Here is a 16,772-nt window from a genome sequence, read left to right on the forward strand (position 1 = left end):
ATTAGATACGGAATAAAAAACACAATAAAAGCTTGTATAAAAACCTGCCATTCTGGAAGGTAGGAAACAATCGCTTTCCACATTTTTATCACCCTATACTTATCTCAGATCAACAGCTAAATCTGTAAAATTCCTTTATTTTTTAAATAGTATTAATAATTTCTACGTTCCTTATGCAAAGTAGTTAAAAGTAAAGCCGTATTTCTATCACTTTATATTTAGTATTAGCTTTACCGGACAATAAATGGCCTCATACAATATGGATAGGCTGTACTTAGTTGGACAGATATTTTAAGGTCAAGTAGACTACAGTTAATATAATCGAGGAGAACCTACCATGACCAAAAGAGAGCGAAGAACATTTACACAAGAATTTAAGCAACAAATGGTGCAGCTATATATGAATGGGAAACCTAGGAAAGATTTCATTCAGGAGTACAGCCTGACGCCATCGGCTTTAGATAAGTAGATATCTCAATATAAAACCTCCGGTTCTTTCACAGAATCTGATAATCGAACATCAGAAGAATCAGAACTAATGGAACTACGTAAGCAACTAAAACAATTGCAAATGGAGAACGACATTTTAAAGCAAGCTGCGCTGATACTAGGACGGAAGTAAATGTGATCAAAAACAATCAACACAAATACTCGATATCAGCCATGTGTAAAGTCCTGCAACTTCCCAGAAGCACCTATTACTATGAAGCAAAAGAAAGAGCATCTGAGGATGTTCTTTCTTCTAAAGTAATCGAGATCTTCTGTTCGAGCCGTCAGAATTATGGTACTCGCAAAATCAAAGTATAGTTGAAGAAACAAGGGGGTGTCGTATCAAGACGCCATATCGGGAGAATTATGAATGAACAGAGATTAGTATCTTCTTATTCAACAAACGGAGGTTAGTGTAAGAAGAAAATCGAATTTTATAAAGCGAAATAAAGAAATGGATGGAGGAATAAAATTGCTTGGATTGCCAAGAGGAAAGGTGTTTTTAGTTCCTTGGACAACTGAATGGGAAAAGGGATTTTTATTAAAGAAAGAGAGAATTCAAAATATTATTCGTGAGTATATAGTAAATGTCCATCATATTGGAAGTACAGCAGTAAAGAATTTAAGTGCAAAGCCAATTATAGATATCACTGACAGGTCAGATGCCTGTAGTTATATTGGAATCAACGGGGCATTATCATACCCCCATTATTCAATGCTTAGAAGAGAACGAACGGAATGCTTTATATTTTGTTGAATCCAATTATTTCTCATCAAGCAAAGAAATCAAGTTTAAGAAAAGTAAAAACAGATGCTTTCGATGTCTATCAATTATGTATTCTTTACTACAAAGAGGAATTTGAGCCTCATAAAATGAGAGGAATTCATCTTCTAAACCTTCGAAATTTATCCAGACAACAAGAGATTATCACGAATATGTATGTGGAAGCAAAACTACAATTCCATACGATTTTAGATTAGATTTTCCCCGAATATAGAAAAGTCTTTGGGGATCTTTTTTCGAAAGTATCTTTATCGATATTAAGAGAATATCCAACTTCGGAGAAGGTTCTAGAGACTGACGAAGAGGAACTAGCAGAGCGAATACGAGGGTATTGCCCAACTCGTTCTATTCAATGGGCAAGAGAGAGGGCGAGAAAATTGATACACTCAGCTTTTCAAAACCCTTTTCAGAAGGTGATCTATCAAAGTCATCTTACCAATCTTAGTATGTATATAAATATCCTATTTCATTACCAAGGACACCTTTCGGAATTGGAGAGCCAAATGGTATCCCTAGCAAATGAAATAGAAGAATATAAGATTATCCAATCAATCCCTGGGATTGGTGAAAAAATCGCTGCCACGATTATTTTAGAAATTGATCGGTTTAATCACCCTAAGAAATTAGTTGCCTACGCTGGAAGTAATCTGAGTGTCTATTCATCTGGGAAGTTTACAGCGACCATGAATCGGATAACAAAGCGAGGTTCTAGTAGGCTAAGGCATAGTTTATATCTAGCTATTTTATGTGGAATAAGAAGTTCCCAAAATAAAAAGCTCAAAGAGTTCTACGACAAGAAACGATTAGAAGGAAAGCCTTCAAAAGTGGCGATCGTTGCTTGTATCAATAAACTTCTTCACTGGATTTATGCTTTGTTAAAAAGGAAAGAACATTTCCTTGATATAGCTTAGTATGTGATAGTAACCATGAAAAGAAAAATCTCCCATAATATATCTGGAGGGTTATTTGGTATGCCTGAAAACAGTATAGCATATAAAAAATTATATTTTATAGAAAGATATTGACAAGCTATTAGCTGGTTTAGTGAAACAAGAAAAAGTAGTTAAGATATTCAACAATCGGGCGCAATTCAGGAATTGCGCTATTTCTGCATTTAAGGGCCAAATTATTGAATAAAAGGCAAGTGAAAATGTCGTGCAGGGGCAGTGGCTTGAGGGGCTAAATGCGTCAAATGAGGAGCGACTAAGTATGGGCAGAAGCGGTGCTGAAACGGATGTTGCGATGGAGCCCTACTATACAACGTTAGAACGTTGTCGCAAGCTAATTGGTCAGTATTTTGGGCATGTGTAGTATTAATAAACAACGAAAAAAGTAGCTTGGGGGAAGCTACTCTTTTTCGTTATTTAAAGTATGGTGGTTGCCAGAAGCCTTCAAACTGTGGGTCTGTTTCAATCAGTTGCTGGAAATCCTCTGTTTGGTATGCGTCTGTTAAGTCTTTAACAAATGTTTTATCTTTGTCTTCTGTACGAACAGCGATTAAGTTTTGGTACTCAAATGGTGGGTTTTCAAGCAGTAAGCTGTCAGAAAGCTTACGGTCTGATGCTAAAACATAGTTACCGTTTACGACAGCATAATCAACGTCGCTAATTAGGCGTGCTAGCTGTGCTTGCTCTACTTCTACAAACTCAATTTCTACCTTGTATGACTCAATGTCATGTAAGCTCACTGTTAGCGGATCATAGTCAGATTTTAATGTTAAAAATCCACCTTCCTCTAAAATGCGTAGTGCACGAGCAATGTTTGGTGGGTCATTTGGAATTAACACTTTGTATTTTGTACTAGTATCTAGCTTAATTTCTGTAAGTTTATCAGAATAAATACCCATCGGCGCTGTCGGTACTTTAATTGTTTCGACTAAATCTAATTTATTCTCTTTAATAAAGCTTTCAAAATACGCTGTATGCTGAAAAATGTTAGCGTCTAGTGAGCCTTCTGCAAGGGCGAAATTGATTTCATTACCGCTCGTAAATTCGACGAACTCAATCGTGTAGCCTTTTTCTTTTAAGATAGGCTGGATCCCTTTACGTACTTGATCACTGTAAGGACCAGGCGAGAAACCGATTCGAATATGTTTCGTATCATCGGTACTAGCTGATTTACTGACATCAGATGATCCGCAAGCTGCTAACAATACGACGGTCAAAATAGATACGACAAATAATGCAAATTTTTTCATACAAAATTCCTCCTCAAATATGTTGTTGGACATAAGTCGACCCCATGTTCATCCATTACGTCTGCGTGTAGTCTCTCATTTTGCTAGAAACAAAAAAAAGAGACACATATATTTGTTGAACAAATATATACGCCTCCGGTGATCCGGTCGGAAAAGTCTAGTAGACTAATTGGAATTAAGGATGATTTTACCAAGCAGTTTTTCATTTGGCAATACTATTTTTGAAATAAATAATAACAAAAATCGTAGAGAGATAGTTTTTTCATCTAATGGAGCACAGTAAAATTATTTTTGTTCAAAAAACATATAAAACTCACTTGACTAATCTGAATTATTTGTTTATTGTGTTTACATAACTTAACAAAAGCCACTGGACCACCAGAGCTCCTTTCATATCACATCGATATGCTTGGAGCTTTTTTTGTTTAAAAGGAGGATGTCGCATGGTGCAAATTAAAGGAGCTAGAAATATTTGGCTCGATGGAAATAAAGTAGAAAAGCCAGCAGAGCACGCTGCGTTTCGCGGGACGTTTGAAACAATCAAGCAGCTCATCAAGCTAATTGATGATGGGAAGGTTGGCTTTTATGATGAATCAGTACAACAAAATGTGCATAAAGCATTTTTAATTCCACAAACGTATGAGCAACTATTAGAAAAGAGAGAGGCGTATGAGACATGGGCCAGCAAGTCCTACGGAATGATGAGTCGCTTATCGGATTATGCGTATACGCTTATTACCGGCTACTACATCGACCGCGAGCAGCTAAGTGTATATGATGCAACATTCGTTGAAAAAATAACGAATTATTTTGAGTTAGTAAAGCGTGAACGTCGTTTAGTGACAACAGCGATTGCCGATCCGCAAATGGACCGTTCGAAGCCGATTACAGAGCGTGCAGATCATGCGTTACTTCGAGTTGTAGAACAGAGAGAGGACGGGGTTGTTGTTAGTGGAGCGAAAATGATTGCAACCGGTGCACCGTACGTCGACGACATTATTATTAATACGCCGTATAGCAAAGAAGACGGTCAGGAGCAATATGCGAATTTATTTATCGTCGCAACGGATTCGCCAGCGCTTGAAATTATTTGTCGTAAGAGCCATGCGGAGACGGATCGTGAACTATATCCGCTGGCGAGCCAGTTTGATGAGATGGATGCGGTTATCATTTTTGATAACGTCTTTATTCCAAATGAACGTATTTTTATTCGTGGTCATGCACAAGGGGCAACAGCAGCGCATCGTCATCAGCAGTTAAATACGTTAGCGCATTACCAAACGGTTGTGCGCCTGGCGACAAAGCTGAAGTTTGTTGCTGGACTTGCGACGGCCATTGCGAAAAGTATTGCGGTGGATACGTTTTTACATGTGCAGCAAAAGCTTGGTGAGCTGTATATGCAGGTCGATACAATTAACGGTTTGCTACAGGCGGCGGAAACGGAAGGGAGTGTAGAAGGTAGTGCGTATAAGCCGAGTGCGGTGCCGTTACAAGTAGCACGTCACTTAGGGACGCAGTATTATGCTCGGGCGATGAGCATTTTAAAGGAAATCGGCGCGGGTGGTTATACGCAGCTGCCATCAACAGTCATTCATCGTTTTGAGGATGAGCGAATAGAGGCGTTGTTGCATCGTTATTACGAGGGCGCGGCGACTTCTGCTCAGGATAAGACTGCACTATTTAGGGTTGGCTGGGAGCTAGTCGGCAGTGAAATCGGCAGCAGGCATGATTTATATGAGCGTTTTTATACAGGAGACCCGTTGCGCATCCAAGCTTTATTTTTTGAAAATTATGATAAAGGGTGGCTGGATGAACGGTTGGATACGTTTTTAAATAGCTTGACGACGACAGTAAGACAGGATGTGTTTGTATGACGAATTTGAAGGAACGAATGCAGGATGGACGTAGTGTTTGGTACGGTGGCAAGCTCGTGACAAATATTGCGGAGCATCATGCGTTTCGCGGGACAGTGCAGACAATTGAGCAGCTATTAGGGTTGCAGGCAGGTGCGTTGGAGCAGGAGCTAACATGCGAGGGTGCGCATCTTTCGTTTTTAGTGCCTACAGCGCGTGAGGATTTACAGCGTAAGGAGAAGGCGTACAAAATTTGGGCGGATGCGACTTTTGGGATTATGAGTCGCTTGTCGGAGTATTCGCGTGAAATCGAGACGGGCTGGTATGCAAATCGTAAGCATTTAGCAACGATTATTCCACATTTTGATACGAAGATTGAGCGTATTTATCAAAATTCACGTAATCGCGATTTGCTATCGACCGCAGCGGCGCAAGATTTACAGCGTAATCGTAGTCGCGCAACGGTCGAGGCGGACAATGGTCAGCTACGCGTTGTCAAAAAGACGGAAGAAGGGGTTATTGTACGCGGAGCTAAAACCATTGCGACGGCTGCTCCTTATGTAGATGAATATATTATTTCGTCGTTCCATAAGCGGAGCGATACACAGCGTGCGTTAGCGAATACGTTTATTATTCCGGCTAATTTACAGGGCTTGCAAATTGTTTGTCGTGAATCGTTTGCGAGTAGTGATGCGGTTAATGCACCACTGAGTGCACGTTATGATGAAATGGACGCGGTGCTAATTTTTGAGGATGTACTCATTCCTTGGGAGTATGTGCTTGTGCTAGAGGATCCGGATGCAGCGTGGAAGTTGCAGGTAGACCCAGTGGCAGCTGCACTAAGCCAGCATCAAACGGTAGTCCGTTTAAAAAGTAAGCTGCAAAGCGTGGCGGGGATTGCGTACGGGCTTGCGAAAAGTGCAGATGTAACAGGCTTTTTAAACGTTCAAAATGATTTAGCAAATTTAATCATGCAGGTGGAGACGATTGAGGCGTTGCTGCGTACGGCACAGCATACAGGAGAGTTGCATAACGGGATTTTTATTCCGAATCGTCAATATTTAGACACGGCGCGTAATTTAGGGACGCGTTATTATGCAACAGGTGTAGAGGCGATTCAGCAAATCGGGGCGTCGGGGCTGCTACAGACACCAGCGACGACAGAGGAGCTTGCGAGTCATCCAGAATGGCGCGAATATTTTTCCGCATCTGATGAGTTCGATAGTACGAAGCGTACGATGCTTAGCAAGCTGGCGTGGGATTTTATCGGTAGTCCGCTTGGTTCGCGTCATGCGTTGTATGAGCGCTTTTATTCAGGAGATCCGGTTCGCACGTATGCGAATTATTATAATAATCATCCACAGCAGCAGGCATTCACACAGTTTGCGACATCGATTTTATAGGAGGAAAACAATATGACAAAAGCACATTTTTATTGGTTTGTGCCGACAAATGGTGATGGCGAATTTTTAGGGCTGGCGAAGCCTCAGCGTGAGCCTTCGTTAGATTATTTAATTGAGGTGGCACAAGCAACAGAAGAAGCAGGCTTTGAAGGGATTTTAGTACCGACGGGCATTCCGTATTTAGATTCATGGATTGTCGGATCTGCTATCGTGCAAAATACGAAGCGGATTAAACCGCTAGTAGCGTTCCGTCCGGGCTTTATCGCACCGACTGTGGCGGCAAAGCTTTCTGCGACGCTCGATCAGTTTGCGAAAGGCCGCTTGCTTGTAAACGTTGTGACAGGTGGCTCGCAAAAGGAGCTTGGTCAGGACGGTGATTTTACGGGGCACGAGGAGCGTTATGAGCGTACAGGCGAGTTTTTAGATGTTATTACGAAGTCTTGGACGGGCGAGACGTTTAGTCATAAAGGTCAGTTTTTCGAAACGAAGGATGCGCAGTTAGTGCCTGGGCTGTATCAACAAGGACGTATTCCGGTATATTTCGGTGGCTCATCGGATAGCGCAAAGGAAATTGCGGCGCAGTATGCGGATGTGTTCTTGCAGTGGGGTGAGCCGGTTGCTCAGGTGAAGGAGCAGCTAGAGGACGTGAAGGCGCGTGCTGCAAAATACAAGCGCACGTTAGAGTTTGGAGTTCGTTTACACGTTGTTGTACGTGATACGGAGCAGGAAGCTTGGAAGGCAGCGTACCATATTATTAGTCAAATTGATGAGGACGTTCGAGAGAAGATGAACAATGTATTTGAAGAGACGGATTCAGTGGCGCAAAAACGTATGACGGAAATTGCGCAGCAAGGCGAGCGTTTTGATAAATATAGCTGGACGGGTATCGGGAAAATTCGTAAAGGTGCAGGCACAGCGCTTGTCGGCACACCGGAGCAAATTGAAGAGGCGTTGCAGGAATATATCGATGCGGGTGTGACGCATTTTGTGCTATCGGGCTTCCCGCATGTAGAGGAAGCGTTACGTTTCGGAAAAGACGTGCTTCCAAGATTTGAAAAAATAACTGTATAAGTGGTGAGACGATGAAATTTTTAACATGGGGTGCCAATATCGGCGGCGGCTTTTTACGCGCCAACATTGAACAAGAATTGCGCGGTGATATTGCGTATAACATAGAGCTGGCACAGCTGGCAGATAAAATAGGCGTGCACGGTATCCTATTTCCGATTCGTTACGTAGGGCGTATCGGTGGCAATAATGGGACGGATGGGCAGCTGGATCCGTTAACAGTTGTCAGTGCAGTAGCAACGCAAACGTCACGTGTGAGTTTATTGGCGGCGGTATTGCCAAGCTTTATTCATCCGGTAACGTTAGCGAAAATTGGCTCGACGTTAGATGTCATTTCGGGCGGTCGCTTCCATATTAATTTAGTGAGTGGCTGGTTCAAGGCGGAGCAGGAGAAGTTTGGTATTGATTGGATTGATCACCGTGATCGTTATCGTCGTTCGGATGAATATTTACAAGTTGTGAAAGGCTTGTGGACGCAGGATGATTTCACATTTAACGGCGATTTTTACAACATTCAAGGCGGGACGTTAAATCCAAAGCCTGTGCAAAAGCCGTATCCAGCCATTTATCAAGGCGGAAACTCTGCACAGTCACAGCAAGTCGCAGCAAAAAATTCAGATGTGTATTTCATGAATGGTGCGCCAATAGAAGAGCTTCAGCCACAAATTGAGGCGGTGAAGACTTTAGCACAGCAGGAAAATCGCACGCTGCAATACGCGGTCGCAGCATACGTTATTGCACGTGAAACAGAAGAGGAAGCATTGGCTGAATATGAGGCAATTTTAGCAAGAGCAGATGAGGAAGCAATCGCACAATTTAAGGCGAGCAAAGAAACGAAAGGGATGTGGAAAAACGCTAAAACAGTGAGTGACTTTGTCGCAAACAATGAAGGCTTCCGTACAGGATTAGTCGGCAGCTATGAGCAAGTAGCGAGCAAGCTGCGCGAACTGGAGGCAATCGGCATTGATCAGGTGTTACTAGCATTCCGCAATCCATTAACAGAACTACCGTTATTTTTCGAGCACGTAGAGTCGAAAGTGAATCCTTTCACACTAAATACCAAGTAAACAACTTTATTAAATCAGGAAAGGGTGAATCTAGATGATTACGTTAAAAAATATTAGTAAGGTTTACAAAACGAAGTCTACGCAGTTTGAGGCGGTGCAGCCGACATCGATTACGATTCAGCAAGGTGAAATTTTTGGCATTATCGGCTTTAGTGGTGCAGGGAAATCGACATTGCTGCGCATGATTAACTTAATCGAGCCGCCAACATCAGGTGAGGTATGGTTTGACGGAGTCGAGCTGACAGACCTAAAGCTGAAGCAATTACAGCAGAAGCGCCATGAGATTGGGATGATTTTTCAGCATTTTAACTTGCTATTAAATAAAACCGTATATGGCAATATCGAATTTGCGTTGAAGGCTGCGGGTGTGCCAAAGTCTGAGCGGGCAGAGCGCATTCATCATATTTTAAAGGTAGTAGAGCTGAGTGATAAGGTGCATCATTATCCGGCGCAGCTAAGTGGTGGGCAAAAGCAGCGTGTGGCGATTGCACGTGCGCTCGTGTTAAACCCGAAAGTGCTGTTATGTGATGAGCCAACGTCAGCACTTGATCCGCAAACGACGGAAAATATTTTGGAGTTTTTAAAATCGATTAATGAAAAGCTTGGTGTAACGCTTGTTATCGTGACGCATGAGATGGAGGTTGTCAACACGTTGTGCCACCGTGTTGCTGTCATGGAAAAAGGTGCGATTCAAGAAGAGCTGACGCTGGCACAATCACCGACAGCGACGACGAGCATAGGCAAATTACTCATTGAGCATCGTGAGAAGGAAAACAGGCATAAGCAGTATGATATTCGCTTAGGAGGCGTTATCCATGTTTGATAATATTATTATGCTTTTACCGGAAATTAAAGAAAGTATCGCTCAAACGTTTATGATGGTTGCGATTTCGCTATCGGCAGCTGTACTGTTTGGGACGTCACTAGGCGTGTACGTGTTCTTAACGGAAAAGGGCTCTATTCGGCCGAATGCGGTTGTCAATCGCTTCTTAAATTATACGATCAACTTAGTTCGTTCGTTTCCATTTATTATTTTACTCGTTGTGTTAATTCCGTTTACGCGTTTAGTTGCTGGAACAACGGTTGGACCACTAGCAGCATCGGTACCGCTATCTATCGCAGCGATTCCGTATTTTGCGCGTTTAGTAGAGCAGGCGTTAAAGGAAGTGCCACATGGAACAATCGAGGCAGCAATTGCACTTGGTACGCCGAAGCGTTACATCATTAAAGAGGTACTATTAAATGAAGCACGTTCAGGTATTATTTTAGCTTTAACCGTGACGACAATTAGCTTTATTTCATATTCAGCGATGGCTGGAATGGTTGGTGGTGGCGGTATTGGCGATTTAGCGATTCGCTACGGCTACTACCGTTTCCAAACAGATGTCATGATTTTCATGGTGCTGTTGTTAGTTATCATCGTACAAGTTGTGCAGTTTATCGGTAATTTATTAGCGAAGAAGCTAGATCGCCGTCATATTTAGGGGGAGATTTGAATGGTAAAAGCAATAAAAGAAACAGCGCCGATTGATATTCATTCGGGCGCTTTTGAAGAGTTAGTAAAAGCAATCGAGGAAGATGCAGAGGCGCGCCGTAGTAAAGATGATCGTCTGCTGCCGTATAAGGCATTTCAGCTTATTAAAGAGGCAAGGCTTGGAGCCATTCGTTTGCCGAAGAATCTTGGTGGTGCTGGTGTGACGAATGTTGAACTATTTGAGGTTGTAAGAAAATTAGCGAAGGCCGATCCGGATGTAGCTCATGCATTGCGCGCGCATTTTGTGTTTGTCGAGGATAATTTAGCAGCACCGTCAAGCGCAGAGCGTACGCGTCGTTTGCAAATTGTAGCCAAGGGCGATTTAGTCGGCAATGCGACGACGGAAATTTCATCTAATCCACAAGGAGCAAAGCAGTATGAAACTGTGCTGAGCAAGGTGGGAGATGATTATGTGTTAAACGGTACGAAGTTTTTTACAACAGGTACTTTATATGCGGATTGGGTATCGGTCGTATCGGCTGGTGAAGGAGATACGGTATTTGTGAGCTTTATCCCGACGAACCGTGAAGGCGTGGCTATTTATGACGACTGGGACGGTTTTGGACAGCAGCTAACAGCGAGTGGCACGACAACGTTTACAAATACGCCAGTGAAAAGTTATGAGGCGGTCGAGCTGAAGCGTGAAAAGCAAAGTTATGTGGCGATTCGTCAGTTATTTTTACAGGCGGTCGTAGCAGGAATTGTCGAGGCGATTGTAGAGGATGGTGTAAAGCTATTAAAGGGGCGTAAGCGAACATTTACGCACGGTTCGTCAGCTACAGCAAATGAAGATCCACTGCTTTTACTAACAATTGGTGAAATTCAAGCAACGGCGTTTACATTGAAGACGTTAATTCGCGAGGCTGCGCAGGCATTAGATGAGGCGTTGCTACAAAGTACGCAGCAGTCTAAGCATGAGGCGGCATTGAAAACAGTGTATGTAAAAGTCATTGGTGAGCAGCTGGCGTTGCAGGTGGCCACGAAGCTATTTGATGTCGGTGGTGCATCTGCGACGAGACGCGACCAGCATTTAGATCGTCATTGGCGTAACATTCGCACGATCGCCTCGCACAACCCGAGCTCGTATAAGCTGAAGGATGTCGGCAATTATGTAGTGAACGGGCATGAATTACCGATTAACGGCTATTATTAAAGGAGAATTTTATGTCTGCATTTTTTTATTATCAAACGGTGCCAATTGAGTTCGGTGTGAGGAAATTACAAAGCTTGCCGGACATTATTCGGGAGCGCGGCTATCACAAGGGGTTATTAATTACCACGAAGTCTATTGTTGCGAACGGCATAGCGGATCGTGTTGTAGCGGAAAGTGGCGGGTTGATTACTGATTTCACATACGGTATTCAGCCAAATCCAACGGTGCAAAATACCGATGATTGTATCGAGGTGTTGCGTAGTGGTAAGTATGATTTTGCAGTCGCGTTAGGTGGCGGCAGTGTGCTTGATTGTGCAAAGGTGACGACCGCTTTAGCACCTACTACTGCGACGACACAGCGCTTTTTTGATGGGGAGTTTGTGCTAACGGAGCCAGGGCTGCCGCTTATTGCGGTACCGACGACGGCTGGTACGGCGAGTGAAATAACACAGGTAGAAAGTGATTGTAATCAACGATTGTAATATGATCAAACTTTTTTATAAAAACGAAACTTAAATCTGCTGAAAAAGAATCCATTTTGATCAATCTTTTTTTCAAAATGGATTCTTTTTATTTATTGTAAAATGTAGTTTATGAGGCATTTTTGAACAAACTTTATTTTAAAGTTACAAATGGCTACCCTAGGGCTCATTTTTTTATTGAAAGAAAGAAGATAATACTAGGTTGTTCACGGGAATTTTTCATTTTTTTAAAGTAGACTATTTTTTATCACAGTGTAGAACCTAAATAAGGGAAGTTATGGATTAGACAAGATGCCCATATAAATTTCCAAAATTATTGGCTGTAGGCCTAGTTCAAAAAATACAATGATAAAGTAGCAATAACATACCATCATCGATTATACGGACGACTCGAGTACGAACTCACAGTGAACTCGAGCAAAAGGACAACTCATTTTTCAGAATCTATTTTGAAGGAAAGACTGTGGACACGTTTCGTAATAAGCTCGTCGCAAAGGACACCATCTTCTCATTCCTTGCTAAACTAGCTGAATATGCCATTATACATTCTTTTTCTTATATAAGAGAATCTTCCTTATTCATCTCTTTAATAGTACTTAGTAGTTGTTTCTTGGTACTCACAAAGAGACTCGAATAAGCAACTCATAAATGACTTAAGGATTTGTTTTTATACCAACTTATTCTGACGACAACTTTCCAATGTATCTTGCAATAATCCCCAAAAATATTAGTAGTAATGATGAAATTAGTTTCCTTTTCCTAAATAATCGTATTGATTACATGAAAAAGATTATTAAAGATATTAATAATCTAACAATCTGTCCTACTAATAAGTCAACTCAGTATTCACCATATAAATCTCCAATCCAAACAGCAGTAGATAATATAGATAGTAGGAGATATTGATCTTATTGGAATCTAGTGGGACAGAGTATAAACGATTAAAAAATGGTGAGATAGGGACTGTATATTTACACTACATGAGTGATTTGTAGTAAAGTCGTTTAAAACATAATAAAGTTGTTAAAAAATGTGAGTCATTCTATTCAACAATCGGGCCAGATTGTTGAATAACTTATAGTAAGAAAAATTAAAATATAAATCTTTAGATAAAAATAAACCTCCCAATCATAGGGAAGATTAGGAGGTAAGGCTGTTATCAACCAGAATGTTATTTTTTCACAGCATGGATGTAATGAATCGTTTCAAATGCAGACAAATAGTCTGTACGATCTCGAAAGAATTGATCATTAATAGTAACAGGTGATAAATGTTCATAAATGAGTAAACCTGAGTTTTCTAACATTTTCTCCATTTCATCATAAGTAAAACATGATTTCATTGGCTCACCACTAGCTGAAGCCAATTGAACCATATTTTGAACTCGATTAGACATTCCTTTTTCTTTAAAAAGTTTGTCGTCTGCATAATCAAAAATAATAGAGCTTCCTGATGGAACTTTGGTAAATAATTTATTAATCAAGTAGGCATTTTCCTCTTTTGTTAAATAATAGGAAACACCTAAAAGACTAAAGAAAGTTTTTTTGTTATCAAATCCTTCATCTATTAGATTTTGATAGGAAAACTTTTTGGTCAAATCCATAGGAACGAAATGAAGATTACTAGGGATTTTGAAATTAGCTTGATCCAGCTTTTTCTTTTTAAATTCCTGTGTAGCTGGATAATCAATTTCAAATATTTCTAAGCTGTTTTTCAATTCTGGATGGCGGAAACAAAAGTATCTAACCCGGCACCAAGTATGACATATTGTTTTAATCCTAACCTGACTTCATTAAGTAATACTTTTTCGCAATACGCAGCTCGTGCCAAAGGCGTTGGAGAAAGTTGAATCTGAGTAATCCATTTTAATATTTCGTCTGTATTATCCTTAAATTTTTGCGCTATTTCTTTGTTGAAGAACTGTATGCTATGTTGTTCAGCAATCAAGCCATTTAATAGAGGAAGGCTCATTGAACGAAAGTTACAGGTTAATGTAAAAGGCCCAAAATAGGTGTTGCTATTTATGGACAATTCTTGTAGTATATGAAAATAATAACAATTAAATGTTTAAATTTACAAAGCACTGATAAGGACATGAGTTACTTTTACGGTTTCCAGAGAGGGAAGGAAAGCTGAAATCTTCCTAACGCAGGAAAGTATCTTACCACCTTTGAGCTGTATTGGGGAATTAAGTATCCAATACCGTCTATGCTACGTTACAGCACCAGAGCTGTAAGTGATTTTTTTGACTTATGGAAAATTGGGTGGAACCACGGGTATAACGCACTCGTCCCTTGCCAGAGGGATGAGTGCGTTTTTTTATTTTACAATCATAAAATATAAAATTATTGCGATGAAAAGGACATGAATTATTTTTACGGTTTCCAGAGAGGGAAGGAAAGCTGAGAACTTCCTAACTTAGGAAAATAATTTACCACCTTTGAGCTATATCGGTGAACTTAAGTATCTGATATCGTCTATGCTGCGTTACAGCACCAAAGCCATAAGTGATCTTTTAGCTTATGGGAAATTGGGTGGAACCACGAGTAAAACGCACTCGTCCCTTGTCATAGGGATGAGTGCGTTTTTTATTTATTACTTTAAAGGAGTGTTTATTGTTATGAATGAAAAGTTAATTAAAGTTCAATTTTTAGACGGAAAAATAAAGGAACTTCCGAAGGGCATTACAGTGGAGAATGTAGCAGAATCCATTAGCTCGAGCCTAAGAAAAAATGCAATTGTAGGGAAAGTAGATGAACAATTGGTAGATTTAGGCTACAAGATAGAACGGGATGTGGAACTCTCTGTTTTAACGCTAGATTCGGAAGAAGGATTGCATATTTTAAGGCACTCATCAGCGCATGTATTGGCACAAGCCGTTAAAAGACTCTATGGTAATGTAAAATTGGGGATAGGACCAGTCATTGAAGATGGATTTTACTATGATTTGAAACTAGAACACAGTTTGACTTCCGATGACTTACTTGCCATTGAAAAAGAGATGGAAAATATCATAAATGAGAATTTAGAAATCAAACGAATAGAAGTTTCTTATGAAGAAGCTGAAAAGTTGTTTGAAGAAAAAGGTGAGCCATTCAAGTTAGAAATATTAAAAGACATTCCAAAAAGTGAAAAAATAACTCTTTATCAACAAGGAGAATTTATTGACCTTTGTCGTGGTCCTCATCTTCCATCTACTGGTTTCATAAAAGCATTTAAATTAACTCGTGTATCAGGCGCTTATTGGCGAGGAGATAGTCAAAACGAAGTTCTTCAACGTGTTTATGGAGTGGCATTTAAAAAGAAAAAGGATTTAAATGAATATCTAAATTTCTTAGAAGAAGCATCAAAACGCGATCACCGCAAATTAGGGAAGCAATTGGAGTTATTTATGTTTTCTGAGGAAGCTCCAGGAATGCCATTTTATTTACCGAAAGGACAAATTGTTAGAAATGAATTAGAGAATTTCTCTCGTGAACTTCAAAATAGTGCTTCTTACGATGAGGTTCGTACTCCATTTATGATGAATCAACAATTATGGGAGAAATCGGGTCATTGGGACCATTATCACGAAAATATGTACTTCACTGAAGTTGAACATAAAAAATTCGCACTGAAACCAATGAATTGTCCGGGTCATATGCTGATTTATAAAAACAACCTTTACTCTTATCGAGATTTACCAATTCGAATGTCGGAATTTGGTCAAGTTCATCGTCATGAATACAGTGGTGCTTTAAATGGAATGCTTAGGGTTCGTGCATTTTGTCAGGATGATGCCCACATCTTTGTTCGAGAGGATCAAATTGAAAATGAAATTAAACAGGTATTTTATCTAATTGACCAAGTATATCGAACTTTTGGTTTTGACTATTCGGTGGAGCTTTCAACTCGTCCAGAGGATTCATTAGGTGATGACAACCTTTGGGAAATTTCTGAAGGAGCATTAAAGAATGTACTCGAAAGTTTAGAAATTAAATACCAGCTAAACGAAGGTGATGGAGCATTTTATGGACCAAAAATTGATTTCCATATTAAAGATGCATTAAAGCGAAGTCATCAATGCGCTACAATCCAACTTGATTTTCAGATGCCAGAAAAATTTGATTTGACTTATATCAATGAAAATAATGAAAAGGTTCGTCCTGTTGTCATTCATCGTGCTATTTTTGGATCTATTGATCGTTTTTTTGGTATTTTAATCGAACATTTTGCTGGTGCTTTTCCTGTTTGGCTTGCACCGATACAAGTACAAATTATTCCTGTTTCGCAAGTTCATTCGGACTATTGTTTAAAGATTCAATCGGAATTGAAGCAAATAGGAGTAAGAGTGAAAATTGACAATAGTAATGAAAAGCTGGGGTACAAAATAAGAGAAGCACAAATGCAAAAGATCCCATATATGCTGGTGCTAGGGGATAATGAAGTTAAAGAAAATACAGTAAATGTTAGAAAATACGGGGATCAACAATCAGAAAGTGTTTCATTTGAAGGTTTTAAAAAGAATATTGTACAACAAATAAGAGAACGTAGTATTTAATCAGAGAGATATTTAAGTAAAATGACCAGGTTTGTAACAGGGGATTGTCAATGGTTGTACTTAAAGTAACAGGTTGAATTTAAGAAGAATTAAGTGATTTTAAGACTAAGATTATATTTTAGTTATTCCATTAAAGGGCGCAATTGTTCGATAAGAACAGTCGCTTATTGTGCTAACAAAGCAGTTTAGTTAAAGAAAGAGA

The 16,772-nt window shown here is 40.1% G+C and carries 10 protein-coding genes, 4 pseudogenes and 2 other annotated features; of the genes and pseudogenes, 12 read left to right on the plus strand and 2 right to left on the minus strand.

Annotated features, from left to right (window positions below; genetic code table 11):
- Positions 1–337: 337 nt before the first annotated feature.
- The 3 pseudogenes from BAOM_RS24970 to BAOM_RS24980 all read left to right on the plus strand — a co-directional run.
- Positions 338–888 (plus strand): annotated as a pseudogene (locus tag BAOM_RS24970) (IS3 family transposase); the annotation flags it as partial.
- A gap of 55 nt (positions 889–943) precedes the next feature.
- Positions 944–1,087, plus strand: a pseudogene (locus BAOM_RS24975) (GrpB family protein); the annotation flags it as partial.
- Between the two features lie 55 nt (positions 1,088–1,142).
- Positions 1,143–2,184, plus strand: a pseudogene (locus tag BAOM_RS24980) (IS110 family transposase); the annotation flags it as partial.
- A 449-nt stretch (positions 2,185–2,633) separates the two neighbouring features.
- Here BAOM_RS24980 and BAOM_RS10750 read toward each other — a convergent pair.
- Entirely contained in the window at positions 2,634–3,470 is an 837-nt protein-coding gene (locus BAOM_RS10750; protein WP_127760283.1) for a MetQ/NlpA family ABC transporter substrate-binding protein, read from the minus strand.
- 443 nt (positions 3,471–3,913) lie between these two features.
- On the opposite strand from BAOM_RS10750, the gene BAOM_RS10755 reads away from it, so the two are divergent.
- The 8 genes from BAOM_RS10755 to BAOM_RS10790 are packed head-to-tail and all read left to right on the plus strand — an operon-like array spanning position 3,914 to position 12,030.
- Positions 3,914–5,344: a 4-hydroxyphenylacetate 3-hydroxylase N-terminal domain-containing protein gene (locus tag BAOM_RS10755; protein WP_127760284.1), complete on the plus strand. Its 1,431-nt coding sequence runs from the start codon at positions 3,914–3,916 to the stop codon at positions 5,342–5,344.
- A complete protein-coding gene (locus tag BAOM_RS10760; RefSeq protein WP_127760285.1) occupies positions 5,341–6,726 on the plus strand; it encodes a 4-hydroxyphenylacetate 3-hydroxylase N-terminal domain-containing protein in 1,386 nt (461 codons plus the stop codon). Before BAOM_RS10755 ends, BAOM_RS10760 begins: the two co-directional genes overlap by 4 nt.
- A 12-nt stretch (positions 6,727–6,738) precedes the next feature.
- A complete protein-coding gene (locus tag BAOM_RS10765; RefSeq protein WP_127760286.1) occupies positions 6,739–7,797 on the plus strand; it encodes an LLM class flavin-dependent oxidoreductase in 1,059 nt (352 codons plus the stop codon).
- An 11-nt stretch (positions 7,798–7,808) separates the two neighbouring features.
- Positions 7,809–8,861: an LLM class flavin-dependent oxidoreductase gene (locus tag BAOM_RS10770; RefSeq protein WP_127760287.1), complete on the plus strand. Its 1,053-nt coding sequence runs from the start codon at positions 7,809–7,811 to the stop codon at positions 8,859–8,861.
- Positions 8,862–8,895: 34 nt separating this feature from the next.
- Positions 8,896–9,684 carry a methionine ABC transporter ATP-binding protein gene (locus tag BAOM_RS10775; RefSeq protein ID WP_127760288.1) on the plus strand — a complete coding sequence of 263 codons (789 nt, stop codon included), beginning with the start codon at positions 8,896–8,898 and terminating at the stop codon, positions 9,682–9,684.
- Entirely contained in the window at positions 9,677–10,345 is a 669-nt protein-coding gene (locus tag BAOM_RS10780) for a methionine ABC transporter permease (protein WP_127760289.1), read from the plus strand. The genes BAOM_RS10775 and BAOM_RS10780 overlap by 8 nt, the downstream gene beginning before the upstream one ends.
- Positions 10,346–10,357: 12 nt before the next feature.
- Positions 10,358–11,548 (plus strand): acyl-CoA dehydrogenase family protein, encoded by a 1,191-nt coding sequence (locus BAOM_RS10785; RefSeq protein WP_127760290.1) that lies wholly within the window; start codon positions 10,358–10,360, stop codon positions 11,546–11,548.
- An 11-nt stretch (positions 11,549–11,559) separates the two neighbouring features.
- Positions 11,560–12,030: an iron-containing alcohol dehydrogenase gene (locus tag BAOM_RS10790; RefSeq protein WP_127760291.1), complete on the plus strand. Its 471-nt coding sequence runs from the start codon at positions 11,560–11,562 to the stop codon at positions 12,028–12,030.
- Positions 12,031–13,201: 1,171 nt separating this feature from the next.
- Here BAOM_RS10790 and BAOM_RS10795 read toward each other — a convergent pair.
- Positions 13,202–13,956: pseudogene (locus tag BAOM_RS10795) on the minus strand (class I SAM-dependent methyltransferase); the annotation flags it as partial.
- 148 nt (positions 13,957–14,104) lie between these two features.
- Positions 14,105–14,328: a binding site (T-box leader), on the plus strand.
- Positions 14,329–14,374: 46 nt separating this feature from the next.
- Positions 14,375–14,598 (plus strand) — a binding site (T-box leader).
- A gap of 52 nt (positions 14,599–14,650) precedes the next feature.
- Between BAOM_RS10795 and thrS the strand changes: the two are divergent.
- Positions 14,651–16,570 carry a threonine--tRNA ligase gene (gene thrS / locus BAOM_RS10800; RefSeq protein WP_127760292.1) on the plus strand — a complete coding sequence of 640 codons (1,920 nt, stop codon included), beginning with the start codon at positions 14,651–14,653 and terminating at the stop codon, positions 16,568–16,570.
- The last annotated feature ends 202 nt before the right edge of the window (positions 16,571–16,772 follow it).

Origin of the sequence: Peribacillus asahii, assembly GCF_004006295.1 — a bacterium.
Taxonomy (GTDB): Bacteria; Bacillota; Bacilli; order Bacillales; family DSM-1321; genus Peribacillus; species Peribacillus asahii_A.

Coding starts and splice junctions, on each gene's coding strand:
- BAOM_RS10785 (WP_127760290.1), top strand. CDS start 10,358: ATGGTAAAAGCAATAAAAGAAACAGCGCCGATTGATATTCATTCGGGC.
- thrS (WP_127760292.1), top strand. CDS start 14,651: ATGAATGAAAAGTTAATTAAAGTTCAATTTTTAGACGGAAAAATAAAG.
- BAOM_RS10780 (WP_127760289.1), top strand. CDS start 9,677: ATGTTTGATAATATTATTATGCTTTTACCGGAAATTAAAGAAAGTATC.
- BAOM_RS10765 (WP_127760286.1), top strand. CDS start 6,739: ATGACAAAAGCACATTTTTATTGGTTTGTGCCGACAAATGGTGATGGC.
- BAOM_RS10790 (WP_127760291.1), top strand. CDS start 11,560: ATGTCTGCATTTTTTTATTATCAAACGGTGCCAATTGAGTTCGGTGTG.
- BAOM_RS10770 (WP_127760287.1), top strand. CDS start 7,809: ATGAAATTTTTAACATGGGGTGCCAATATCGGCGGCGGCTTTTTACGC.
- BAOM_RS10750 (WP_127760283.1), bottom strand. CDS start 3,470: ATGAAAAAATTTGCATTATTTGTCGTATCTATTTTGACCGTCGTATTG.
- BAOM_RS10760 (WP_127760285.1), top strand. CDS start 5,341: ATGACGAATTTGAAGGAACGAATGCAGGATGGACGTAGTGTTTGGTAC.
- BAOM_RS10755 (WP_127760284.1), top strand. CDS start 3,914: ATGGTGCAAATTAAAGGAGCTAGAAATATTTGGCTCGATGGAAATAAA.
- BAOM_RS10775 (WP_127760288.1), top strand. CDS start 8,896: ATGATTACGTTAAAAAATATTAGTAAGGTTTACAAAACGAAGTCTACG.